The sequence below is a fragment of the Janthinobacterium sp. SUN073 genome, from assembly GCF_030397665.1.
In the GTDB taxonomy this organism is placed as follows: Bacteria; Pseudomonadota; Gammaproteobacteria; order Burkholderiales; family Burkholderiaceae_D; genus Janthinobacterium.
In genome coordinates this window covers 730,793-754,854 of record NZ_JAPUBT010000001.1, presented here as the reverse complement: position 1 = coordinate 754,854, position 24,062 = coordinate 730,793, and the positions used below count along the sequence as shown (strand labels likewise).

At 63.2% G+C, this 24,062-nt stretch carries 26 protein-coding genes; 6 read left to right on the top strand and 20 right to left on the bottom strand.

Annotated elements, in window-relative coordinates; translation table 11 throughout:
• The first annotated feature begins 2 nt into the window (after positions 1–2).
• From flgJ to O0882_RS03460, 5 genes are all read left to right on the top strand, one after another.
• The gene (gene flgJ, locus O0882_RS03480; RefSeq protein ID WP_289945374.1) at positions 3–929 is read left to right on the top strand and encodes a flagellar assembly peptidoglycan hydrolase FlgJ; all 927 of its coding nucleotides are present in this window, start codon (positions 3–5) and stop codon (positions 927–929) included.
• 88 nt (positions 930–1,017) lie between these two features.
• Positions 1,018–2,985 (top strand): flagellar hook-associated protein FlgK, encoded by a 1,968-nt coding sequence (gene flgK / locus O0882_RS03475; protein ID WP_289945373.1) that lies wholly within the window; start codon positions 1,018–1,020, stop codon positions 2,983–2,985.
• Between the two features lie 51 nt (positions 2,986–3,036).
• Complete coding sequence (gene flgL, locus O0882_RS03470; RefSeq protein ID WP_289945372.1) at positions 3,037–4,278, top strand: flagellar hook-associated protein FlgL; 1,242 nt, start codon at positions 3,037–3,039, stop codon at positions 4,276–4,278.
• A gap of 159 nt (positions 4,279–4,437) precedes the next feature.
• Positions 4,438–4,890, top strand: coding sequence for a MarR family transcriptional regulator (locus O0882_RS03465; protein ID WP_289945371.1), 453 nt, complete (start codon positions 4,438–4,440; stop codon positions 4,888–4,890).
• Between the two features lie 48 nt (positions 4,891–4,938).
• Positions 4,939–6,198, top strand: coding sequence for an MFS transporter (locus O0882_RS03460; RefSeq protein ID WP_289945370.1), 1,260 nt, complete (start codon positions 4,939–4,941; stop codon positions 6,196–6,198).
• Positions 6,199–6,207: 9 nt separating this feature from the next.
• On the opposite strand, the gene fliR is transcribed toward O0882_RS03460, so the two are convergent.
• The 14 genes from fliR to O0882_RS03390 form a co-directional block, all read right to left on the bottom strand.
• Complete coding sequence (gene fliR, locus O0882_RS03455) at positions 6,208–7,062, bottom strand: flagellar biosynthetic protein FliR (protein WP_289945368.1); 855 nt, start codon at positions 7,060–7,062, stop codon at positions 6,208–6,210.
• A gap of 22 nt (positions 7,063–7,084) precedes the next feature.
• On the bottom strand, positions 7,085–7,354 hold the full coding sequence (gene fliQ, locus O0882_RS03450; RefSeq protein WP_035821365.1) for a flagellar biosynthesis protein FliQ: 270 nt from the start codon (positions 7,352–7,354) through the stop codon (positions 7,085–7,087).
• Positions 7,355–7,364: 10 nt separating this feature from the next.
• The gene (gene fliP, locus O0882_RS03445) at positions 7,365–8,048 is read right to left on the bottom strand and encodes a flagellar type III secretion system pore protein FliP (protein ID WP_253192912.1); all 684 of its coding nucleotides are present in this window, start codon (positions 8,046–8,048) and stop codon (positions 7,365–7,367) included.
• 82 nt (positions 8,049–8,130) lie between these two features.
• Positions 8,131–8,718, bottom strand: a complete 588-nt coding sequence (gene fliO / locus O0882_RS03440; RefSeq protein ID WP_289945366.1) for a flagellar biosynthetic protein FliO — start codon at positions 8,716–8,718, stop codon at positions 8,131–8,133.
• Positions 8,715–9,149 carry a flagellar motor switch protein FliN gene (gene fliN / locus O0882_RS03435; RefSeq protein ID WP_034754038.1) on the bottom strand — a complete coding sequence of 145 codons (435 nt, stop codon included), beginning with the start codon at positions 9,147–9,149 and terminating at the stop codon, positions 8,715–8,717. Before fliN ends, fliO begins: the two co-directional genes overlap by 4 nt.
• A 51-nt stretch (positions 9,150–9,200) precedes the next feature.
• Positions 9,201–10,187, bottom strand: a complete 987-nt coding sequence (fliM, locus tag O0882_RS03430; RefSeq protein WP_071075860.1) for a flagellar motor switch protein FliM — start codon at positions 10,185–10,187, stop codon at positions 9,201–9,203.
• Positions 10,188–10,193: 6 nt separating this feature from the next.
• Positions 10,194–10,706 (bottom strand): flagellar basal body-associated protein FliL, encoded by a 513-nt coding sequence (gene fliL, locus O0882_RS03425; RefSeq protein WP_289945363.1) that lies wholly within the window; start codon positions 10,704–10,706, stop codon positions 10,194–10,196.
• 186 nt (positions 10,707–10,892) lie between these two features.
• Positions 10,893–12,167 (bottom strand): flagellar hook-length control protein FliK, encoded by a 1,275-nt coding sequence (locus O0882_RS03420; protein WP_289945362.1) that lies wholly within the window; start codon positions 12,165–12,167, stop codon positions 10,893–10,895.
• A gap of 19 nt (positions 12,168–12,186) precedes the next feature.
• Positions 12,187–12,627 (bottom strand): flagellar export protein FliJ, encoded by a 441-nt coding sequence (gene fliJ, locus O0882_RS03415; RefSeq protein ID WP_289945360.1) that lies wholly within the window; start codon positions 12,625–12,627, stop codon positions 12,187–12,189.
• Positions 12,628–12,659: 32 nt separating this feature from the next.
• Complete coding sequence (gene fliI, locus O0882_RS03410) at positions 12,660–13,976, bottom strand: flagellar protein export ATPase FliI (RefSeq protein ID WP_243136568.1); 1,317 nt, start codon at positions 13,974–13,976, stop codon at positions 12,660–12,662.
• A gap of 89 nt (positions 13,977–14,065) precedes the next feature.
• A complete protein-coding gene (locus tag O0882_RS03405; RefSeq protein ID WP_289946808.1) occupies positions 14,066–14,779 on the bottom strand; it encodes a flagellar assembly protein FliH in 714 nt (237 codons plus the stop codon).
• A 43-nt stretch (positions 14,780–14,822) separates the two neighbouring features.
• A complete protein-coding gene (gene fliG, locus O0882_RS03400) occupies positions 14,823–15,821 on the bottom strand; it encodes a flagellar motor switch protein FliG (protein WP_071075865.1) in 999 nt (332 codons plus the stop codon).
• Entirely contained in the window at positions 15,814–17,529 is a 1,716-nt protein-coding gene (gene fliF / locus O0882_RS03395; RefSeq protein WP_289945355.1) for a flagellar basal-body MS-ring/collar protein FliF, read from the bottom strand. Before fliF ends, fliG begins: the two co-directional genes overlap by 8 nt.
• A gap of 85 nt (positions 17,530–17,614) precedes the next feature.
• Positions 17,615–17,971, bottom strand: a complete 357-nt coding sequence (locus O0882_RS03390; protein ID WP_289946893.1) for a hypothetical protein — start codon at positions 17,969–17,971, stop codon at positions 17,615–17,617.
• On the opposite strand from O0882_RS03390, the gene fliE reads away from it, so the two are divergent.
• Complete coding sequence (fliE, locus tag O0882_RS03385) at positions 17,868–18,170, top strand: flagellar hook-basal body complex protein FliE (RefSeq protein WP_243136536.1); 303 nt, start codon at positions 17,868–17,870, stop codon at positions 18,168–18,170. The genes O0882_RS03390 and fliE overlap by 104 nt on opposite strands.
• 79 nt (positions 18,171–18,249) lie before the next feature.
• Here the strand turns inward: fliE and O0882_RS03380 are convergent, their stop codons facing one another.
• The 6 genes from O0882_RS03380 to fliD are packed head-to-tail and all read right to left on the bottom strand — an operon-like array spanning position 18,250 to position 24,034.
• Positions 18,250–18,996: a flagellar brake protein gene (locus tag O0882_RS03380; RefSeq protein WP_289945354.1), complete on the bottom strand. Its 747-nt coding sequence runs from the start codon at positions 18,994–18,996 to the stop codon at positions 18,250–18,252.
• 25 nt (positions 18,997–19,021) lie between these two features.
• Positions 19,022–19,348 carry an EscU/YscU/HrcU family type III secretion system export apparatus switch protein gene (locus tag O0882_RS03375; protein ID WP_289946804.1) on the bottom strand — a complete coding sequence of 109 codons (327 nt, stop codon included), beginning with the start codon at positions 19,346–19,348 and terminating at the stop codon, positions 19,022–19,024.
• Positions 19,341–20,528 carry a flagellar hook-length control protein FliK gene (locus O0882_RS03370; RefSeq protein WP_289945353.1) on the bottom strand — a complete coding sequence of 396 codons (1,188 nt, stop codon included), beginning with the start codon at positions 20,526–20,528 and terminating at the stop codon, positions 19,341–19,343. The genes O0882_RS03375 and O0882_RS03370 overlap by 8 nt, the downstream gene beginning before the upstream one ends.
• Before the next feature lie 26 nt (positions 20,529–20,554).
• Positions 20,555–20,881: a flagellar protein FliT gene (locus O0882_RS03365; protein WP_289945352.1), complete on the bottom strand. Its 327-nt coding sequence runs from the start codon at positions 20,879–20,881 to the stop codon at positions 20,555–20,557.
• Between the two features lie 3 nt (positions 20,882–20,884).
• Complete coding sequence (fliS, locus tag O0882_RS03360) at positions 20,885–21,331, bottom strand: flagellar export chaperone FliS (RefSeq protein WP_289945349.1); 447 nt, start codon at positions 21,329–21,331, stop codon at positions 20,885–20,887.
• Between the two features lie 21 nt (positions 21,332–21,352).
• A complete protein-coding gene (gene fliD, locus O0882_RS03355; protein ID WP_289945348.1) occupies positions 21,353–24,034 on the bottom strand; it encodes a flagellar filament capping protein FliD in 2,682 nt (893 codons plus the stop codon).
• Positions 24,035–24,062: the final 28 nt, after the last annotated feature.

Here is a 24,062-nt window from a genome sequence, read left to right as displayed (position 1 = left end):
CCATGATCAGCCAAACCGACCTCAGCAATACCGCCGCCTACGACGTCAAGGGCATGGATGGCTTGCGCCAGTCCGCCAAGGCGAAGGACCCCGCCGCCCTGAAAGAGGCGGCCACGCAATTTGAAGCCATGTTCATCAACATGATGATGAAAAGCATGCGGGAAGCCTCGCCGCAGGATGGCATCATGGATAGCCAGCAAAGCAAGATGTATACCTCGATGCTGGACCAGCAGACGAGCCAGAACCTGGCCAAGCGGGGCACCGGCCTGGCGGACGTGCTGATCCGCCAGCTGTCGTCCTCGAACCAGGCGCTGGCCGCCGATGGCGCCGAAGCGCCGTCGCCCCGCTCGTCGAGCATGGCGCAGGCGCTGGCCGCGTTCCGCCAGCAGCAGGGCGCCCTCACCGACGGTGCAAGCAGTGCCAGCGGCAGCGGCAAGACCCTGAGCGACAAGGCCAATGCCACGCAGGCGCCGCATGTGCGCGCCTTCCAGGAAAAGCTGGGCGTGCATGCGGAAGAAGCCAGCCGCGCCACCGGCATCCCGGCCAAGTTCATGCTGGGCCAGGCAGCGCTGGAGACAGGCTGGGGCAAGCGCGAAATCATCGCCCGCGACGGCAGCAGCAGCCACAACCTGTTCGGCATCAAGGCATCCAGCGACTGGAAGGGCAAGGTCACGGAAGCCGTCACCACGGAGTATGTGAATGGCAAGGCGCAGCGCAAGGTGGAAAAATTCCGCGCCTATGACAGCTACGCGGACAGTTTCAAGGATTATGCGCAGTTGATTACCAACAACAAACGCTATGAAAAAGTGCTGGCCAGCGCGGGCGACGCCAGCACCTTCGCCCAGGGCTTGCAAAAGGCCGGCTACGCGACGGACCCGAATTACGCTGCTAAATTGACAAAAATTATCAAGCATTCGCTGGTCGGCTAACCACCAGCCGTGCCCCTGTGCAGGCCGCGCGCTTCAAGTTTTCGCCGCGGCTGCCGTAAATACATGTGACGGTAACCAATAAGACACCATGACTTCGAATCTACTCAGCATCGGTAAGAGCGGTTTGCTTGCAGCGCAGGTGGGCCTGTCGACGACCGGGCATAACATCACCAATGCCAACGTGGCTGGCTACAACCGCCAGGTGGTGCTGCAGCAGACCTCGCAGTCGAACTTTGCCGGCTATGGCTTCGTCGGCACGGGCACGGAAGTGTCGCAGATCAAGCGCCAATACGACAGCTTCATGGCCACCCAGGTCAATGCCGCACAAAGCGCCACCAGCGCGCTCGATAGCTATTACACGCAGATCAGCCAGATCGACAACTTGCTGGCCGACCCCACGGCGGGCTTGTCGCCCGCCATGCAGGATTTCTTCAAGGGCGTGCAGGATTTCAGCGCCAATCCCTCGTCGGTCGCCTCGCGCCAGGCGTTGCTGTCGAGCGCCGGCTCGCTCACTTCCCGTTTCCAGGGCTTGAGCGCGCGCCTGACGGAGATCGGCGACGGCGTCAATTCGCAGATCACGTCGAATGTGACGGTAATTAATACCTATGCCAAGCAGCTCGCCGACCTGAACAAGTCGATTTCCCAGCTGTCGGTCGATGTCAGCAACCAGCCCAACGATCTGCTGGACCAGCGCGACCAGCTGATCACGGAATTGAACAAATATGTCAAGGCGACGGTGCAACCCGCTGCCAACAATACCGTCACCATTTCCATCGGCGCGGGCCAGCCGCTGGTGGTGGCGGACCGCAGCTTTGAGCTGGCGGCCACGCCTTCGCGGACGGACCCGAACCGCATCGAGGTGGGCTATGTCACGGGCAGTACCGTCAGTGTGCTGCCGGACAGCTCCCTGACCGGCGGCTCGCTGGGCGGCTTGCTGGACTTCCGCAGCGGCACCCTGGACAATGTGCAGAACTCGCTGGGCAAGGTGGCCATCGCGCTGGCCAGCACCTTCAATGACCAGCACAAGCTGGGCCAGGACTTGAATGGCGCCATGGGCGGCGATTTCTTCAAGATACCGGACCCCGTGATCGGCGCCGACCGCGGCAACAACGCCAGCAGCACCACCGTGCTGTCGGCCAAGGTCAGCGACCCCACCAAGCTGACGGCCAGCGATTACAGCCTGAAATACGACGGCAGCAACTATGTGGTGACGCGCGAATCGGACGGCGCACACACCATCATCAATCCGTATCCGCAAACGGCGCCGCAAACCATCGACGGCGTCGATTTCTCGATCTCGGGCACGGCCGCCCAGGGCGACAACTACGTCATCAGGCCGACGGCGAATGGCGCGGCCGGCCTGAACGTGCTGATCACCGACCGCAACAAGATTGCCGCCGCCGCCCCCATCGCCACCTCGGCGCCGGTGGCCAATACGGGCACGGGCAAGCTCGGCGCCGGCTCCGTCGACAAGGCCTACCTAAGCCCGGGCAATGCCCTGACGGGGCCCCTGACCTTGACCTACGACAAGGCGACCACCTCGCTGACGGGTTTCCCGGCCAGCCAGGCGGTGACGGTCAAGGGCTTGAATGGCGCCACCACGACCTATCCGGCCGGCACGGCGAACATCCCGTATACGGAAGGCGACAACTTCAGCTTTGGCGGCATCAACGTCAGCATGACGGGCACGCCGGCGCAGGGCGATACCTTCACGATCAAGCCCAATACGGGCGGCGTGGGCGACAACCGCAATGCGGCGCTGCTGGCGGGCTTGCAGACGAAGAACATCCTTGATGGCGGCAATGCCACGTTCCAGGGTTCGTATGCACAAACCGTCAGCTTCGTGGGCAACAAGACACGCGAAGTACAGGTCAGCGGCCTGGCCAGCCTGGCCTTGCTGCAGCAGGTCAGCACCCAGCAGCAGGCCGTCTCCGGCGTCAACCTCGACGAAGAGGCGGCCAACCTGCTGCGCTACCAGCAGTCCTACCAGGCGTGCGGCAAGGTCATGCAGATCGCCAGCACCCTGTTCGACGTGGTGATCGGCCTGGGACGTTAATCAATTTTTACCGCGGCGCAGTGCGCGGCGGCTTTCTGGAAGGGCAGCATCATGCGCATCAGTACACGAATGATTTATGACCAGGGCAGCTCGCAGCTGAATAATCTGCAGGGCGCCCTGAACCGTACGCAGATGCAGCTGTCGTCGAACCGCCGCAACCTGACGCCGGCCGACGACCCGATCGCCTCGGCGCGCGCGCTGGAAGTGACGCAGTCGCAATCGATCAATACCCAGTTCGTGACGAACCGCTCGAACGCGAAGAATTTCCTGTCGCAGGAAGAGCTGGCATTGGCCAGTACTACTTCGCTGATCGCCGACGTGAAGGACCTGGTACTGAAGGCCGGTAATCCTGCCCTTCAGGATGTCGACCGCGATACCCTGGCCAAGGAGCTGGAAGGCCGGCTGACCGACTTGATGGGCATCGCCAACACGGCCGACGGTGCCGGCGGCTACCTGTTTTCCGGCTATAAATCCACCACCCAGCCATTCAGCCAGACGCCGACGGGCGCCACCTATGTGGGCGACCAGGGCCAGCGCGAACTGCAGGTGGGTTCGGCGCGCTATCTGGCCACCAGCGATTCCGGCGCCACCGTGTTCGAGAATAACCTGACCGGCAACGGCAAGTTCACCACGGCGGCAGCCACCGCCAACTTTACGCGCGGCGGCTCGGGCGTCGTTTCGGGCGGCACGGTGACGGACCCGTCGGCATTGACGGGGCACAAGTATTCGATCGATTTCAAGGTCACGGGCACGGGTACCGCCGCCGTCACCACGTACACCGTCACGGACGCCACCCTGGGCCAGACGGTGCCGAATCCCGCCGTGCCCATCGCCTACAAGGCGGGCGACGCCATCACCTTCGACGGCCAGCAAGTGAACATCACGGGCAAGCCGGCCGACCTGGACAGCTTTACGCTGGAGCCGAGCGCCAAGGAATCGCTGTTTACCACCGTGAAAAACCTGATCGGCGTGCTGCGCCAGCCGGGCAGCGGCGATGCGGGGCAGGCGCGCCTGACGAACGGCTTGAACGCCGCGCATAATATTCTCGACACGGCCTACGACAATGTCCTGTCCGTACGCGCGGAAGTCGGTTCGCGCATGAAGGAACTCGATTATCTCGACAGCGCCGGCGACGACCTCGACATCCAGTACGCCACCACGCTGTCGGACCTGCAAGACCTGGACATGGTGAAAGCCATTTCCAACTTCAGCCAGCAGCAAGTCACCCTGCAGGCGGCGCAGAAAACGTTCACCTCGATCTCGGGCCTGTCGCTGTTCAATTACATCAGCTAAGCCATCCGTCGCGATAGCAAGCCGGGGTAGGGAGTGCATCTCCCGCCCCGGCTTTTTTGCGTCCGCAATCTGGCTATCCAGGTAAGATAGACAGGTAAACTGTGCAGTCTACCTGTCTATCTGTTATAGTGGAGGCCGTTGATCCACCACACGGCTGCCATGACCACTCCGCAAGAAAAACACAACGATCACGAGCGCGTGCTGCAACTGGCCAGCGAATTGCGCATCCTGATCGGCAAGCTGCGTCGCCGCCTGCGCGAAGAAGCGCATCTGGGCGATGTCAGCATGTCGCAGGCATCAGTGCTGAGCCGCCTCGAACGCGACGGTCCGGCCACCGCCAGCAGCCTGGCGCGTGCCGAAGGCATGCGTCCGCAGTCGATGGCCGCCACCGTGCAAGCCTTGACGGAAGCACAGATGGTGACGGGTTCGCCCGATCCGCTTGATGGCCGGCAGACGCTCTTGAGCCTGACGGACAGTTGCCGCGCCTGGATCGCGGCCAGCCGCGCCGCGCGCGAAGACTGGCTGGCGCGCACGATTGAAACCCGGCTCACGCCGGACGAAGTCACCGAACTGAACCATGCGATGGCATTACTCAAACGCTTGGCGCAATGATCCGCTGAATTTTCCACCACGACCCCGGCAAGGAGCCCGCACGCCCAGATGAACAACACATTCCGTTCGCTACGCAATCCCAATTACCGTATCTGGGCCGGCGGCGCCCTGGTGTCGAATGTCGGCACCTGGATGCAGCGCACGGCGCAGGATTGGCTGGTGCTGAGTGAATTGACGCAGCACAATGCCAGCGCCGTCGGCATCGTCATGGCCTTGCAATTTGGCCCGCAACTGCTCTTGCTGCCCCTGACAGGCATGGCGGCCGACTTGCTGGATCGCAGGAAGTTGTTGCTGTGCACGCAGGCGGCCATGGGCTTGCTGGCGCTAGGCCTGGGTTTGTTGTGCATCAGCGGCCTTGTGCAACTGTGGCATGTGTATGTGTTTGCTTTTCTGCTGGGCTGCGTGACGGCCTTCGATTCGCCCGTGCGCCAGACTTTTGTTTCCGAAATCGTCGGCGAAGAAGATTTGACCAATGCCGTGGCGCTCAATTCCACCTCGTTCAATGCGGCGCGCATGCTGGGCCCGGCGGTGGCCGGCTTGCTCATCAGCAGCGTCGGCAGCGGCTGGGTCTTCATCATCAACGCCGTCTCGTTTGCGGCCGTGATCGGGTCGCTGTTGCTGCTGCGCGTGGAATTGCTGCGCCGCGCGCCGCGCCTGAAAGCCACGCGGGCCAGCCTGGGCGAGGGTTTCCGCTACGTGCGCCAGCGGCCCGACCTGATGGCCATCCTGCTGATGCTGTTTCTGATCGGCACCTTCGGCCTGAACTTCCCGATTTTCCTGTCGACCATGTCCGTGACAGCCTTCCATGCGGGTGCCGGCCAGTATGGCGTGCTCAGTTCCGTGATGGCGTGCGGTTCCGTGGCCGGTGCCCTGCTGGCGGCGGGGCGGGGCCAGCCCACGCTGGCCTTGCTGCTGGGGGCGGCGGCGCTGTTCGGCCTGGCCTGTGCGCTGGCCGCCGTGATGCCCAATTATTGGTTGTTCGGCATGATGCTGGTGGTCATCGGCATCGCCGCGCAAACGTTTACCACCAGCGTCAACAGCAGTGTGCAACTGTCGACGGCGCCCGCCATGCGGGGCCGCGTGATGGCCATCCTGCTGGCCATCTCGGCGGGCGGCACGCCGCTGGGCGCACCCATCGTGGGCTGGGTGGCCGACACCTTCGGCCCGCGCTGGGCGCTGGGCATCGCCGCCCTGTCGGGGCTGGCGGCGGCGCTGGTCGGCGTGCGCTACCTGGTCAAATATCACCAGTTGCGGCTGAGCGTCGACCTGCGGCGCTGGCGCCTGGCGCTCAGCACTGACCAGCATTGATCGCCGGTCTTAGCGTGCCGGTGTTGCCGGCGGCTCGGGGCGCAAGGGGTTCGGCGGCGCGGGCGGCGGCGGGCGGTCGCGCGTGGCAAAGCCGCGCGGCAGCAAACGCGCCGTTTCTATGCCGCGCAGGAACATGTTCTGGAACGGTGTGGCCAGGTAGGGCAAGACCATGCCGATCACCAGCAAGCCCACGCCCAGGGTGACGGGGAAGCCGATACCGAAAATGTTCAGCTGTGGCGCGGCCCGCGTCAAGATGCCCAGCGCCACGTTGGTCAGCAGCAGGGCGCCGATGATGGGCAGCGAAATTTGCAGGCCGGAACGGAAGATTTCCCCGCCCCAGGCCGCCAATTGCTGGAAGCCGCCGCCGCTGATGGGACTCGATGAAATGGGCAGGCTGACAAAACTTTCCGCCAGCGCCGCCAGCAAGACCAGGTGGCCGTTGACTGTCAAAAACATCAAGGTGGCCAGCATGACGAGGAACTGGCTGATGGCGGAAGACCTGCCCTTGGTTTGCGGGTCGAAGAACGAGGCGAAGCCCAGGCCCATGGTGAGACTACTGAGCTCGCCGGCCATTTCGACGGCGGAAAACACGATGCGGATGGAAAAGCCCATGGCCAGGCCCACCAGCATCTCTTGCGTCAGGATCAGCAAGCCGGGCAAGGACATCGGGTTGACGGCAGGCAAGGCCGGCACGGTGGGGGCGATGATCATAGCCAGCAGCGCGCCCAGGGTCACCTTGACGGTGGCCGGCACGGCCGCGTTGCCGAACAGGGGGGCGGCCGCAATCAGGCCGAGGATGCGGCTAAGCGGCCACAGCAGTGCTGCGATCCAGGTATTCAGTTCGATGCTCGACAGGGTCAGCATAGGAGGGTCAGCGATGGCTGCACTAACCCACCAGGTTCGGGATGCCCGTGAAGACCTGGCGCATGTAGTCGAGCATGACGGACAGCATCCACGGACCGGCCACGACGAGGGCGACGAAGATGCCGACCAGCTTGGGGATGAAGGACAGGGTCGCCTCGTTGATCTGCGTGGCCGCCTGGAAAATACTCACGATCAAGCCGATGATGAGGGCGACGAGCAGCATGGGCGCGGCCACCATCAGGGTGATTTCCATCGCATGGCGGCCCAGGGTCATGACGCTTTCGGGTGTCATCGTATTTCCCCTAGTAAAAACTCTGAGACAAGGAGCCCAGCAGCAATTGCCAGCCATCGACCAGCACGAACAGCATCAGCTTGAACGGCAGCGAGATGGTCGCGGGCGACATCATCATCATGCCCATCGACATCAGCACGCTGGCGACCACCATGTCGATGATCAGGAACGGGATGAAGATGGCAAAGCCGATCTGGAATGCCGTCTTCAGTTCGCTGGTGACGAAGGCGGGCACGAGGATGCGCAGCGGCACGTCTTCCGGGCCTTGCAGGGCGGGCGAGCGCGACATCTTGGCAAACAGCGCCAGGTCGGCCTGGCGCGTCTGCTTGAGCATGAAGGTTTTCAGGGGATCGACACCCTTGTCCATCGCTTGCTGCATGCTGATCTTGTTTTCCTGATACGGCTGGTACGCATCCGTATAGATCTTGTCGAACACGGGGCCCATGACGAACAGGGTCAGGAACAGGGCCAGTCCCACCAGCACCTGGTTCGGCGGCGCCGATTGCGTGCCGATGGCCTGGCGCAGCAGGGACAGCACGATGATGATGCGCGTGAAGCAGGTCATCATCAGCAGCGCCGCCGGCAGGAAGGTGAGCGACGTCATCAGGATGAGCGTCTGCACCGGCAGCGAGTAATTCTGTCCGCCGCCCGGCGCCGGCGTGCTGTTGAAGGCCGGGATACCGGGCTGGGCCATGGCCCATAGCGGCAAGGCCAGGGTGGCCGCCGCCAGCAGCCAGGTCAGGGGAGTCTTTACGTGGGACCACGCCATCTGCTGCTTATTTCCCATTGCGTTTTTCGATGGTCTGTTTCAGCCACTCGGAAAAATTGGCGGCCGCGGGGCCGTTTTGCGTCGTTGCCAGTTGCGGCAACTCGCCTTCCTGGCGCGGCATGGTGGCCAGCGCGTTGATGCGGCCGGGCGAGGCGCCGACGACGATCCACTGGTCGGCCACTTCGACGAGGACGATGCGTTCGCGTCCGCCCAGGTTGAGCGAACTGACGACGCGCATCTTGTTGTTGCCGCCCATGACTTTGGGGCCATAGCGCTTCATGAACCAGGCCAGGCCGATCAGCAGGGCCAGCACGAACACGAGCGCCAAGATGGTTTGCAGCAAGCTGCCGGCCGAGCTCGTCGGCGCCATCGTCATGGGCGCGCCCGCCGGCATGGCGGGCAGGGCGGCGGCAGGCGCGGGTGCCGCCGCAGCGGCTGCAGCGGGTTTTTCAGATGCAACTTCGGCAGCTGCGCTGGCCGCCGCCGTTTCAGCCGGGGCCGAAGCTGGTACGGGCGCCGAAGCGGGCGCCGCCAGCGCAATGCCGCATGCCGCCATGAGCGGCAGCACGGTGGAAATCAACAGGCCAGGCTTCATTTATTCAATTTTCGGATGCGTTCGGAAGGCGTGATGATGTCGGTCAGGCGGATACCAAACTTGTCATTCACCACCACCACTTCGCCCTGGGCGATCAGGCAGCCGTTCACCAGCACGTCCATCGGTTCGCCCGCCAGGCCGTCGAGCTCGACCACGGAACCCTGTGCCAGTTGCAGCAGGTTCTTGATGGCGATCTTGGTGCGGCCCAGTTCGACTGTCAGCTGCACGGGGATATCGAGGATGAAATCGATATCGTTGTGCGTTTCCGACTTCGACGCCTGCTTGGAAAAGTCCTTGAACACGGCGGCGCTGGCCGCGCTGGCCGTATTGGCGGCCTGGTTTTGCAGCGCTTCGGCTTCCGCCTTGGCCTGCTCGGCAATGGCCGCGCCCCAATCGTCTTCCGCGCTTTGGTCGTCTTGGTTGTCAGACATGTGTTTCTCCTGTTGTACAGATACGGGCCGCAACGCGACCCGGGTATTGATTTAGTGATTGTTCATGTTATCGGAATTTGCCAACAACTTTTCAACCTTCAGCGCATATTGTCCGTTCAACACTCCATACGTGCAATCCATCACGGGCACGCCGTCGACGGTGGCGGCGATCAGTTCGGGAATATTGAGCGGAATGATGTCGCCCACCTTCATGTTCAAAATCTCGTCGAACGAGACGCGCGCCGTGCCCAGCGACGCCACCAGTTCGACTTCGGCGATCTGGATCTGCTGTGTCATCAGGCGGATCCAGCGCTTGTCCACTTCCAGCGCTTCGCCCTGCAGGCTCGAGGTCAGCGAATCGCGGATCGGCTCGATCATCGAATACGGCATGCAGAAGTGGATTTGTCCGGAAACGGAGCCCAGTTCCACCGTAAACGTGGATGCCACCACCACTTCGTTCGGCGTGGCGATGTTGGCGAACTGCGTGTTCATTTCCGAGCGGATATATTCGAACTCGACAGGGAAGACCGGCTCCCACGACTTGGTATAGGCTTCAAAGACGATGTCGAGGATGCGCAAGATGATGCGCTGCTCCGTCTGCGTAAAGTCGCGTCCTTCGACACGCGTATGAAAACGTCCGTCGCCACCGAACAGATTGTCGACCAGCAGGAACACCAGGCCCGGATCGAAGACCATCAGGGCCGTGCCGCGCAGCGGCTTCATGTGGACCAGGTTCAGATTGGTCGGCACCACCAGGTTGCGGATGAACTCGCTGTACTTCGACACGCGCACGGAGCCCACCGACACTTCGGCGCTGCGGCGCAGGAAGTTGAACAGGCCCACGCGCAGCAGGCGGGCGAAACGCTCGTTGATAATTTCCAACGTTGGCATCCGGCCGCGCACGATGCGCTCCTGGGTTGCCAGGTTGTAGGTACGAACTCCCGTGACATCTTCCGGCGCCTGCGCGTCGTCCTGGTCTCCGTTGACGCCCTTCAGAAGGGCATCGACTTCTTCCTGGGAGAGGAAATTATCGGCCATGGCTACTTATTGAATGATGAATGCGGTAAATAATACGTCCGTCACGTCCTGCTCCGGCCCTTTGTCCTCGAACGGCTGGTTCACCTGATTGATGATTTCGGCCGCCAGCTGCTGCTTGCCTTCCACGGTATTGAGTTCGGATGCCTTCTTGCCCGACAGCAGCAGTAGCAAGCGGCTGCGCACTTTCGGCATGTTGACCTTGATTAAGTCCATTTCTTCCGCGCTGCTGGCCTGCAAGGTGAAGGCGATCTGCAGGTATTGCTCGCCATTTTCCGGCTGCAAGTTGACGGTGAAGGAGTCGATGGGCACGAAGACGGGCGGACCTGCCTTGGAAGCGGCATGTTTTTTCTTGCTGGGCGCCGCTTCTTCTTTATCGGCCTTGCCGTGCAGGAAGTACCAGGCTGCACCGCCACCGATGCCGCCGGCCACCAGCACCGAGGCCAGCACTATGATCAGAAGCTTCTTTTTCGAGGCACCGGCGGGGGCCAGGCCTGCATCTGCTTTCGGATCTGCTTTCATTTTTGGATTTGCTTTCAATGGTACACGAGTGCATGGAAGTGGATCACGACGCCATTATGTCATTATCGGCAAATTCTGCGCAGAAGGATGCGGTGAAAAGAGGGTGGAAGCGCCCTCAACTCGCTGTTTTTATACGAAAAGTTACTTCCTGGGGCGCGCTTGGGGCTTGCGGCAGATGAATTGGCCTCAGGCAAAGGTATCCACGGCACTCAGGCTGGGCCTGCTGCGTCCGCCCACCGCCGGCGCGATGGCGATCTCGCCACCGGAGACACCGCCGCCCTGGCCATTGCCGCGGCGTTCGCCCGAGGCGGCACGCTCGCCATTGTTTTGCTGTTCCGGCGTGCCGGCCGAGACGGTGGCGCTGCCGAAGGCGATGCCCGCTTCGCTCATCATCTCGCGCAGGCGCGGCATGGCCGCTTCCAGCGCCTGGCGTACTTCGGGCTGGGCCGACATGAAGGCGGCATCGGCCTGGTCATTGGTGACCGTCAGGACCACTTGCACAGGCCCCAGATCGGGCGGATTCAGGGTCAGGGTGGCGCTCTGGTCGCCACCGGCCGCCATCCACACGACTTTCTGCCCCAGTTGCTGATCCCAGGCCGGCGTGCCGACCCGGCCCGTCAGCTTGTCTGCCGGCACGGCTACAGCGGCGGCGGCCTGCTGCAGCGCCCCTGGCTGCAGCTGGGCCGCCAGGCGGCTCAGGTCGGCAGGTGCTTCCTTGATGCTCGCTTCGGCCACAGCGCTGCCAGCCCTGGCCGTGGCCGCCAGCTGCGCGTCGATGGCCAGCTTGCCCGGCTCGGCCTTGCCGTTCGGCACGCTGGTGCCTGGTGTGGCGGCTGCCTTGCCCTGGGCCAGGCCCAGGCTGTCGGCAAAGTCGCCGCTGTCGGCTTGCGCGATGACGGTGGCGGCGGCCTTGCCGCTGCCCTGGCCGGCTGCCAGCAAGGGACCTGTGGCCAGGCCCTTGGCGTCGGCCTTGATGCTGGCGTGCGCGGGCAGTTCCGGCGCGGCCTTGGCTGCCGGCGGCTGGATCGCCAGCTGGATGCTGCCCACCAGGGCCAGCATTTCGGCGGCCGGATCGGCCGGCGGCGGGACTGTCGCGGCGGGAATGGCGGGCACGCTGGCCTCGGCCGCGGTGCTGGAACCATCGCTGGTGGCGGGCGCAGCCGCCTCGCTGGCCGGCGCGGATGGCTGTTCCTTGTTGGAGGCCTGTTCGGTGCCCGCTTGCATTGGCGTCGTTTCCTTGGCCGGCGCCTGGGTGGCGGCAGGGCTGGCGGGGCGGGGGGCAGGTGCTTGTACTTGCGCTTGCTCCATATTGCGGCTGGCCTGGCGCTGCTCGATCTGGCGGTTCAGGGTGCGCTGGAAGTCGCCCGCCGTGCCGCTGGTGGGCGGCTGGCTGCGGTTGGCGGCGCCCGGCGTGGCATTCGGCGAGATAATCTGGGAAATCGGTGTTGGCTGGGTTTGCATGATGCTGCCTCAGTGTTGCTTAGCGTTTGTAATAGGCTTGTCGCGCCGCGTGCTCATCCATTGCTTTCTGGTCGCGCTTGTTTTCCAGCTTCAGCGCCTGTTCCTGCGCCCGGTTATTCAGGGTGGTGTACGATATGCGCTTGCGTTCGGCCAGTTGCCAGCGCATCTTTTCATTCTCGCTGCGCGCCTGCGCATGCTCGACCACCTGCTGCTGGCCCTGGATGGCGCTGTCGAGCTTGACCATGAAGGCCTGGAAATTGCGGTAAGCCATGGGCGTGATGCCGTTGCTCATGCTCGCCTCGAAGCGCTGGGCATAGTCGTCGCGGTAGCCGGACAGCATGTCGAGCTTCTGGCGGCAATCGTCGAGCGCTTTCAGGGCCGCGCCCAGGCGTTTGGCGCAATCGTCCGTTTCGCGCTGGGCAAGGTCAATCAGGGTTGCAAGTTGGGAAGGAGAAGCCATGCTTGATTATATTCCCGCTATGCAAGCCCTAATCAGTCGAATAGAGCGGTAAGTTGCCCCAAGCTCTCGTCCATGCTGACCCGCTCGGTGATTTGCTGTTGCAAAAACGCTTCGATCTTTTCATGCAGGGCGATGGCCTGGTCCAGTACGGGGTCGGTGCCGGCGCTGTAGGCGCCCACGCTGATCAGGTCGCGGCTGCGTTCATAGCGCGAATACAGCTGTTTCAGCTTGCGCGCCTGCTGCTGGTGTTCATGCGTGGTGATCGAGTGGGCAGCGCGCGAAATCGATTGCTCGATGTCAATGGCGGGATAATGGCCCGCCTCGGCCAGGCGCCGGTTCAGCACGATGTGGCCATCGAGAATCGCGCGCGCCGAGTCGGCGATCGGGTCCTGCTGGTCGTCGCCCTCGGTCAGCACGGTGTAGAAGGCGGTGATCGAGCCGCCCCCTTCCTCGCCATTGCCGGCCCGCTCCACCAGCACGGGCAGCTTGGCGAAGACGGACGGCGGATAACCCTTGGTGGCAGGCGGTTCGCCGATGGCCAGGGCGATTTCGCGCTGCGCCATGGCGTAGCGGGTCAGCGAATCCATGATCAGCAGCACGTTTTGCCCCTGGTCGCGGAAATACTCGGCAATCGCCGTCGCATACGCGGCGCCCTGCAGGCGCATCAGGGGCGGCGTGTCGGCCGGCGCCGCCACGACGACGGAGCGGGCCAGGCCTTCGGCGCCCAGGATTTGCTCGATGAATTCCTTGACTTCGCGTCCCCGTTCGCCGATCAGACCGACGACGATCACGTCCGCTTCCGTGTAGCGCGCCATCATGCCCAGCAGCACGCTCTTGCCCACGCCGGAACCGGCGAACAGGCCCATGCGCTGGCCACGGCCCACGGTCAGCATGGCATTGATCGAGCGCACGCCCACGTCCAGCGTGGTCACGATGGGCGCGCGGCCCAGGGGATTGGCGGGGCGCACGTTGATGGGGGCGCTGTCCGTCGTGAGCAGGGGCCCCAGCTGGTCGAGCGGACGGCCCGCGCCGTCGAGCACGCGGCCCAGCAGTTGCGGTCCCACGGGCAGGTGGCGCGCGCGGTCGCTGGGGCGGCGACGCGGATGCGCCACGCTGCCGGGGCGGGGGATGGCCGGTTCGACGGAAAACACGCGCGTGCCGGGCACGATGCCTTCGACGTCGCTTTGCGGCATCAAAAACAGGCGCTCGCCTTCAAAGCCCACGACTTCCGCCTCGACCCGCCCGCCATTGGGCAGTGGCACGGTGCAGGCGGCGCCGACGGCCAGGCGCAGGCCCACCGCTTCCATCACCAGGCCGGCCACGCGCGTGACCCTGCCCGATATTTGCATCGGTTCCACAAAGCCGACCACGGCCGTACAGTCGCTCAGGTAGGCGCGCCAGCGCGCCGCATGGGCTTGCGGGCCTTTGACGGACTCGCTCACGGCGCCAGCCAGTCCAGGTCCTTGCCCAGCGCATGCGTCAGGCGCTGCCAGCGGGTGGAGCTTTGCGCATCGATCTGGTTGCTGGCCGTGTCGATCTTGCAGCCGCCGCGTTCCACGGACGGGTCTTCGATGACACGCCAGCCACCCTTGTCGAGCTCATCGCCGATGCCGTCGCGCACCACTTGCGCATCTTCCGGATTGAGCATCAGCAAGGCCGGTTGTTGCAGCACAGGCAGATATTCGATGGCTTCCCTTACCATCGGCAGCATCAGTTCTGGGCGCACGGGCAAGGCCGTCTTCAGCATGGCCTTGGCCAGTTGCAAGGCCAGTTCCATGACGTCGTTGGCGATCAGTTCATCGGCCTGGTGCACGGCCGTGCCGAAGTCGACGGCGATGGTTTGCAGATGCGCCAGTTCCACGCCGGACGCCGCCTTGCCTTCGGCATACGACTGCGCATGGCCATCGGCATGTCCGGCCGCGTGGCCTTCCGCATAGCCGGCGGCGCGGCCCTCATCGAAGGCCGTGGCGCGCGCTTCTTCGCGGATGGCGTCGAGTTCTTCCTGCGTCGGATATTCCAGCGGAGCGGCCTGCTCTTCTTCCGGCAGTTCGCCGTATGGATCCATTTCCGGGTCGAATTCGGGTTCAGGATCGGGTTCGAGCAGCTTGCGCGCCGCCACCACGCTGGGACGCTCGTCGCCAAACGAGGTCATTTCCCAGCGCTGGTAAGCGGTTTGTTGCTCTTTGGGAATTAAATTAGACAAACGAATCCTCGCCTTTTCCACCCAGTACTATCTGCCCTTCGTCCGCCAGGCGGCGCACGATTTGCAGGATCTGTTTCTGCTGCGACTCCACTTCCGACAGGCGCACGGGGCCTTTCGACTCCAGGTCTTCGCGCATCATCTCGCCGGCACGCTGCGACATGTTCTTGAAGATCTTGTCGCGCAGCTCTTGCGAGGCGCCTTTCAGGGCGATGATCAGCATTTCCGACTGCACTTCGCGCAGCAGCAGCTGGATGCCGCGGTCGTCGATGTCGATCACGTTGTCGAACACGAACATTTCGTCCATGATCTTTTGCGCCATGTCGTTGTCGTAGTTCTTGATATTGTCCATGACGGAGCCTTCTTGCTCGCCGCTCATGAAGTTGAGGATCTCGGCCGCCGCGCGCACGCCCCCCAGCGACGATTTCTTGATGTTTTCGTTACCGGACAGCAGTTTCGTCAGTACATCGTTGAGTTCGCGCAAGGCGGCCGGCTGCACGCCGTCCAGGGTGGCGATGCGCAGCACCACGTCGTTGCGCAGGCGGTCCGTGAAATGGCCGAGGATTTCGCACGCCTGGTCGCGTTCCAGGTGGACCAGGATGGTGGCGATGATCTGCGGGTGCTCGTTGCGGATCAGTTCGGACACCGATTGCGAATCCATCCATTTCAGCGATTCGATGCCGGACGCATCCTTGCCGCCCAGGATGCGCGACAGCAGCACGGACGCCTTGTCGTCGCCCAGCGCCTTGGTCAGCACTTGCCGGATGTATTCGTCCGAATCGAGGCCGACGGTGGAATTGAGTTCCGTCTGTGCGCGGAAGTCGTCGAGCACCTCGACCACCTGTTCGTGCGCGATGCCCTTCATGGTGGCCATGGCGGCGCCCAGTTTCAGCACTTCGCGCGGGCCGAGGAATTTCATGACCTCGGCCGCTTCGCTCTCGCCCAGTGCCAGCATCAGGATCGATGCTTTTTGCAGTCCCGTTGTCTCACTCATTATTGCCTATCCATGCTTTGATTACGTTGGCCACCACGCGCGGGTCTTCCTGTGCCAGTTTCCGGGCCATCGCCAGGTTTTCGCGATAACCGCGGGCCGTATCTTCTTCCAGTTCTTCCAGCTCCGCTTCGCTGAGCAGGACTTCGTTTTCTGCGCCATCCTTGGCCAGTTCCGGCTCGATGACGGGCGGCGGGGCGCCAAAATCGTCGATCTTGCGCATCACGGGGCGCAGCATCGGGCGCACGATCTTGATGAAGATATACAGCAGGATCAGGGCCGTGATGAGGAATTTCGCCAGTTCCTTGGCCAGCGGCAAGTTGGCCGGGTCGCGCCACCACTCCAGCTTGCCTTCCGGCGCGCGGTCGATGCCGTCGAAGGGCGAGTTGGCCACGCTGAAGCTGTCGCCGCGCTCCTTGTTGTAGCCCATCGCTTCCTTGACCAGGTTATTGATCTGCACCATTTCGGCAGGCGAAATCGGCTTGACCGTGACCTTGCCATCCTTGTCGAAGCTGCGGCGGTAGTTGACGACGACGGCCACCGACAGGCGGCGCAAGCCGCCCATGGATTTCTGCTCGTAGCGCACGGTCTTGTCAACTTCGTAATTCGTCGTCGATTCCTTTTGCGTGGGCGCCGTCGGCGCGCCGCCCGGTGCGCCTGGCGCCTCGGCCGTCAACGGCGCCGTGGCCACGCCGGGCGGCTGGTTCGACAGCGCGCCAGGCACGCCGGACGGGTTGGCATTGCCGGCGCCCGTCGATTCGCTCGTTTGCTGGCTGCGGATGGTGGACGCTTCCGGTGGCGAGTTCGGCTTGTAGGTTTCGGCCGCCTGCTCGCTTTGCGAGAAATCCACGTCGGCCGTCGCTTCGGCGCGCACATTGCCTTCGCCGACGATGGGCAGCAAGATCGATTCGACTTGCTTGATCACGCTTTGCTGCAATTGTTGCACGTACTTTAACTGGTTCGGGTCCAGGCTTTTGATGCCATTGGCGCGGTCCTTGTCCTTTTCCTGGTTCGACAGCAAGGTGCCGGCCTGGTCGACCACGGTGACATTGATCGGCAGCAACTCTGGCACGCTGGACGCCACCAGGTGCACGATGGCGCTTACCTGCAATTGGTCGAGGCCGCGGCCCGGATGCAGGTTCAGCAGCACGGAAGCGGTCGGTTTTTGCTGTTCGCGCACGAAGACGGACGGTTTGGGCAGGGCCAGGTGGACGCGCGCCGTGTCGACGGCGGACACCGATTCGATCGATTTCGCCAGTTCGCCTTCCAGCGCGCGCTGGAAATTGACCTGTTCCAGGAATTGCGACACGCCCAGCTTCTGGTTTTCCATCAGCTCGAAACCCACGTTGCCGCCCTTCGGCAAGCCTTGCGCCGCCAGTTTCAGGCGCGCGTCGTGGACTTGCTCGGACGGCACGAGAATGGCGCCGCCTCCTTCGGAAAATTTGTGCTTGATGCCCAGCTGGTCCAGCGACGCGGTGATGGCGCCGCCGTCGCGATCCGTGTAGTTGGAGAACAGGACCTTGTACTCGGGCGGCTGGTTCCACATGTACAGGGCCACGCCGATGGCGATCAGTGCCGCCACGCCCAGGCCGCGCAGGAAATTCTTGCCCATCGGCGTCTTGGCGAACGCTTGCACGGACTCCACGGGCGAGCGGGCAGGCGCCGGTTCCGGCGGTATGCGGTTCACATCGATTTCTTCGGCTACAGCCATGATTGCCTTCCAGGGCGTGTGGTTTGACGGGTATTGGGTGGTGCGTGGGGGCCGCTTCCTCGGGAGGAGGGGGCGATATGCAGAATTATCCGCCACTGTCACGCGCTTCAATCGTCCAAACAGAAGGCGCTTTTGCCGCCTGCTCGGCCGAGCGGCTGGCGTTGGCGCTGGTATTGTGGAACCCTGGCAACATGTGACGGAAGTTATTGTACCCGTCGTTGCCTTGCAAGCCAGGGTTTTGTTCTCTGGGTGCAACAGGCATGGAACAGATATGAAGCAGACCAGAATCGGGAGGCAAAGTGAAAACAGGCGGTATCGATAGCGGCAGGATCGAGGCGATGATCGCGCAACTGAAGTCGGCGGCCACGCGGCCGGAGGCGAAAATACCGGCAATCCAGACCGAAATGCCGGCAGCGAAGGTGAATTTTGCCGACGCCTTCAAGAGTGCGCTGGACTCCGTGAGCAGTTCGCAACAGGCGTCGTCGGCGATGGGCCAGCGCTTTACCATGGGCGACGAAAAGGTCAGCCTGTCGGACGTGATGGTGTCGATGCAAAAATCGAGCATCGAATTCCAGGCGACGGTGCAGGTGAGGAACAAGCTCGTGTCGGCGTATCACGAGATCATGAATATGCAGGTTTAACTCATGACAACCCCAAGTGCAAGGGCCGGGGTCGAACCCTCAGGGTTCGACCCCAGTCTTCGTTTCGGGTTACCTATGATCAGCCCAACCCAGCCATGCGCGCATTCCTCTCGCGCTCCAGCCGCGTGATATAGCGCTGCACATGCGCCAGCATGCTGCGCGGCAGGTCGACGAACTGGCAGCCCAGGCGGCGGTTCAGCTTGTTGTTCAGCAGGGTCATGTCCAGCGAATTGCGAATTTGCAAGGTGGCGGTGACGATGCCGACGTCAGGCAAGTCGATGCGGCAACCGGGATAGTCCCTGCCGATGGTCTCGCCCAGTATCAGTTTATTGTCCAGGATGGCGATGCCGCCGCAGCTGATGTCGGCCAGCGGAAACGGGGCGTCGGCGCCACCCAGCGAGGGCGGCAGGGGAATCGAGACGCGCACGGGATTGCTCACGGGCGTCGTCATGCGGTAATACTCGCGCCGCTGCAGGCGGATCAATGTTTCTGGAATGGCAATTTTCAAGGCGGGTGTGCCGCTGTAATTGCACTCTTGCACCTGGGCACTGGCAAACAGGATGCGGATCTTGTCGAGCGACGTTTCAAACGAGATGCCCTTGGCGGCCAGCATGCGCCGGTTCTGGTCGGTGTTCACGGAACGGTCGAGGATGACGGTATTGTGGTCGGCATCGACTTCCAGGATGGAGGTGACGCACACATCGGATTCACCGTGGATCAGCATGCGGATCAGCTGGTTCTTTTCGCTGATGCTACGCAGCAAGGCAATGATTTCCCGCCGCGATTCCACTTCAAAGTCATGCCAGTTTTCGAGGCCGGAATCCATAATATGTGCTTGCATTGATGCCTGTCTATGTATCGGTGAGGTTGACGCTGGTGTCGGGCGGCGGCGGGATCGGCCCGCCATTCGCAGATTCAATATGATATAACCAGGCCAGCAGTTCCGCAATCGCCCGATACAGGCCGGGCGGAATCTGGCGGTCCAGGTCGACATCCATCAACAGCGCCACCAATTCCTTCGATTCATGCACGAAGACGCCGTGTTCGCGCGCCGTGTTGATGATACGGTCCGCGATCAGGCCGCTGCCCTTGGCCACCACCTTGGGCGCCGGCGTGCCGCTCTGGTAGGCCAGGGCGACGGCCGTCTGCGGCACCTTGCGCTTGGTGTCGTCAAGCATCATCCGCTTCCGCTGGCTCGGCCGCCTCCGGCTTGCCGGCGATCGTCAATGACGACAGGGGCCAGCCGGCGGCGTCCAGCGACGCTTCCAGCGCCGCCGCATGCTGGCGCAGGGTATCGGCGCTGCCTTCGCTGCCAGCCTGCAGCTGGATGGCCACCCGGCCGCCCTGCAAGACCACGTGCGCGGCCAGGTCGCCCAGCAGGGGGAACTGGAAGCGCACATTGCTGCGCCAGGCCGTCGCGTCCTCGTCGGCCTGCGTGCCAGCGTGCTGCTGTCCTTCCGGTGCATCCTGGCTGATATCCCACTGCATCTTCTGGCCGGGCCAGGCTTCGCCCTGCCACTGCACGCGTGCCTGTTCGTGCGTATGCAGCTGTAAATTGATCAGCTGCGCCGAGGCCAGGTCGGTGCCCGTCCTGGGCGTCTCGCCCGGCGCGGCCTTTTGCATTTGCGGTTCCAGCAGCAGCGAGGCCAGCGGGCGCTTGCCTTCGGCCCATTCGGCCACGTGCGATTCATAGAACAAGCCGCTGCTGCCGACCGTGTCGCGCAGCTTTTGCGCCACCTGGGCGGGATCGGCTCCCGGCGCTGCCATCAGCGGCGTCTTGCCGACCAGGGCCAGGGGCGCGCCAGGCACGCTTTCAGCCTGGCTGAGTACGCTGCTGATGGCGCGCGCGGTGGTGCTCAGTTCCGGCGCCGGTGTATCGCCTGCCAGGGCGGGCAGCAGATTGGCGGGCGTGAGAGGCGCGCGGCTGAGCAGGGTGGCGGCCGTACTGCTGGCGCGTGTGCCCGCCTGGGCGGCGCCGGTCTGGGGACCGCGCGCTTCCAAGGCGTCGGGTTCGGCTTCCGCGTCCGCATACGTCAGCAGGGCGCTGGCGGGCTGGTCGCGGTTATTGCCGATTTGAAACGAGGGACGGGGATTGATGCCGATCAAGGTCAGGGGAATCTCGGTGCCCAGCTGGGCGCCGGCGGGCAGCTGCATGCGGGCCGGCGTACCGGCCACGCGCACCAGGTAGCTGCCATCGCCCATGCGCGCCAGCACCTGGCCCTGCATGGATTTGCCGATCAGTCCCTGCAGCGAGCGCTGGAACTCGGCCTGGCGCGGGTCGGCGACGGCGTCGGCCGGGCGCGCGCCCTTGACCGGGGTCAGGGGCGTCATGCCGATGGCATCCATCTTCGGCAACATGATATGTGACCTTGCCCCTTGGGCGTTTAGGCGCCGTAGGCGTTGGCCAGGCGCCGTTCGGTGCCCGTGCTGTTGATCAGCTTGGACAAATGCGCCATCCACGGCATGGTCAGGTCGCGGATCTTGCGGTCGTCTTCCAGGATCTGCTTGATCAGCGCGACCTTGCGCTGGCGGCCGGCGCTTTCCAGCACGACTTTTGCTTCATTCGCCTTCAGCGCTGCCACGTGCGCGCTCACTTGTTGCTCCAGCGCTTCGAGTTCATCCCAGTCGGCATTGCCGGCGGCGGTCACCATCCGGCCCGTCAGGGTCTGCATGGTTTCATAGGTGGTCAGGACTTCTTGATTGGTCATCATGGGTCAGGCGCTCGCAAGGCTGGGCATACGTTTCAAATCGGCGCCGGGGATGGCGGCGGGCGTGGAGCCGATGGCGTTCCAGGTTTCACGCAGGTCGGTCAGCAGGCGCTGTACTTCTTCCAGCAGGGTAATATCGTTGTTCAGGTTAGCCGTCAGCAGGCGCGCGCTCATATACTCGTACAGGGCGTCGAGGCCTTCGGCGATCTGGCCGCCCGCCTCCTTGTCCAGGCTGGCGCGCAAACCATTGTCGATGATCTGGATGGCTTTCGAGATGGACTTGCCCTTTTCTGGAATATTGCCCGATTTCATGTGTACTTGCGCGCTGAGCACGGCCACCAGGGCGCCGTCGTACAGCATCACGATCAGCTTGTGCGGCGAGGCCGAGACGATGCCCGTTTCCAGGCCGACCTTGGCGTAGGCGTTGACGCCGCGTTGTTGGGTTCCAAACATGTTTTCTCCTGATGATGGCGCTTAGCGGTTGGCGGCGATGGCGGCCAGCTGCTGGGTCAAATAGGTTTGCGTGCCCTGTAATTTGTTCAGGGACACGTCCAGGCGCGAGTACTGGGCACGGTAGCGCGCTTCGATGTCGGTCAGCTTCGCGCTGAACTTGTCGCGTTGCGTCGCTATCGACTTCAGGGTTTCATTGATGCCGCTCGTGCGCCCGGTGATCACGCCGCCCGTACCCAGGAAGGAAGTGGCCAGGTTGTTCAACTGGTAGGCATAGCCTTGCGAGAAACTGACCGTGCCGCGCGAGCCGATGGTGCCGCCAGTCACTTCAATTTTCAAGCCTTCCGCTTGCGAGCCGGGCGCGCCCGTCAGTGTCTGGCCGGAGCCGACCACAGGTTGCCCGCCCAGGGTGCCGGCCACGTCGGCCCCCTTGACGGGCTTGGCCGCGCCAAACAGGACTTCCGTGCCGGTTCCCGTGCTGTTGCTCAGTGCCAGGTTCGATACGGAGCCATAGCGGCTCGACACCAGGACCAGTTTGCCGGTGCCGTCGATCGACGCGGAGACCGTCGCGCCATTGTCTGAAAAAGCCTTCACGCCGTTGATCGACGATTGCATCAGCGATGCCATCTGCGCCGGCGTGTAGGTGCCTGCCGGTATCGTCACCTGGGCCGTATTCTTGGCCGCCGATGGCTCCGTATCGTTGAGGGTGATATTCCAGGTGGTGTCGCTGGCAATCGTGGTGCTGGCCGGCAGCACGCCATCGGACGTGAGCGAACCCTGGCTGGCCATGGTGGTGATGGTCAGGTCATAGGTGCCTGGCTTGGTGGCGGCCGTCGAGCTGGTGAAGGCGACGTTGCTGTCGGTGGCCTTGCCGATGGCCGAAAACAGGCCGGCGATATCGCCGAAGTTGGCGCTGATCGCCTTGTCGAGTTTGCTTGAATCCAGCGTCAGGCTGCCATCTTTTTGGAAGGAAATACCCACCTGGCTCAAGGTGTTCATGCCACTGCTTAAACCGGTAATCGGCGCGCCCAGCTGCCGGCGCAACTGGCTCTGGATCGATTGAACGGTCGAGTCGCCCAGCAAGACGCCACCCTTCTTGGTGTCGGGATTGAAGGCCGTCATCTTGCCGATCGACGTGTTCAGATCGTTGTAGGCCTTGACGAAGGCGGTGATGCTGGTCTTCACCGTTGTTGTATCTTTGCTCACCGACAAACTGGAATTGCCTATTTTTGTAATGCTCAGCGTGACGCCTTCGATCGCCGAATCGACGCTGTTCGAGCTGCTGGTGATGGCAATGCCGTTGACGCTGAATTTAGTGTTTTGCGCCGCGCTGTTCTGCTTCAGGTTTTGCGTGCCGGAAGCATCGTAGGACAGCAGATCGTTCAAGGCGCTGTCGGCCGGCTGACCATCGCTGCCGCTGAGCGAAATTTTCATGGCCGAATTGGCGCCCGTCTTGCTCGAACTGAGTACCAGGTGATACGGTTTGTCCGTGCCGTCCGATACGATGCTGGCGGTGACGCCCAGGCCCGCGTTATTGATGGCGTCGCGTATGCCTTGCAAGCTGTTGTTGGTGGCGTCGATCACCACCGAACCCGTGGCCTGCGTGCCATCCTGGGTGAAGCCCGTATTCATGTAAGCGCCGCCCGTGCCAGCCGCCAAGCCGGCGGCAGCCGGATTGCTGCCGGCGACGGTGATGGGGCTGGCATTGCCCGAGGCCAGGGTGAGCGAGCTGGCAAGCGTGACATTCGAGCCATCGTTGACGGCATTGGCGGCGTGTCCGATACCACCCATGACACTGCCTGTGACCACTTCTTCGATGTTGAGGTTGGAGCCATCGGCACGCGTAAATTGCAAGGTGCCGTCGGCCGCCTTGCCGGTGACGGTAATATTTGCCGCGGCCAGCGCGTTCGAGACGGCATTCGGGCCTGCCAGCGTCGTATCGAGCGAGGCGGCAGTGATGCCGCCGCCTGCGGCGACGCCATTGCCCTGCGTGACGATCTCGATGCCGCCAACCGACAGCGAATAGGTGCCGTCCGCGCCGGTGGCAATATTGCCGAAACCGCTGAACATGCCGGCGGTGCTGGCTGTTGGCTGGGCCGTGGCGGTCACGCCCGTGGTGCTGCTCTTGGCGTTGATGGCGTCCGCCAGCGCGCGTGCGCTCTTGGTGCTGGCATCCGTCGGAATGGCCGTGCCGTTGATGCTCAGCGAGCCGTTGCTCACACCGGTGAGCAGGGTACTGCCGCCCAGTGCCGTGCCTGTTACACCAAAGGTGCCGCCAGCGAGCGAGCCCAGCTGGAAGGAAACCGTGGTCTTGGCGCCACTGCCGATGGTCGACAGCTTGCTGGCCATGCCGCCCGACGTCAGCGTCTGCGCCTGGGCCAGTTGGGAAATGTTGATGTTGTAGTTGCCCGCCACGGCCTTGGCGCCGGCACTGGCCGACAGCACCAGCGGGTCGGACGGCATGGCGCTGACGGCGCGGAAGTTGTTCGAATTGGTCAGTGCCGACAGCGAACCCTGAAAGGTGCTGACGGCGCCGCTCAGGGTGCCCAGGGCGCTGAGCTTGGCCTGGTAGGAAGCCGTTTTTTTGTCAAAGGTATCCAGCGGTGCCGATTCCGCCGTCATCAGCTTGTCGATGATGGCGCCCACGTCCAGGCCGCTGGCGCCGGCGCCGATGCCAACGGATGATAGTGTAGGTGTGATGGCCACTGAATGCTCCTAGGAAAACGCTAATATA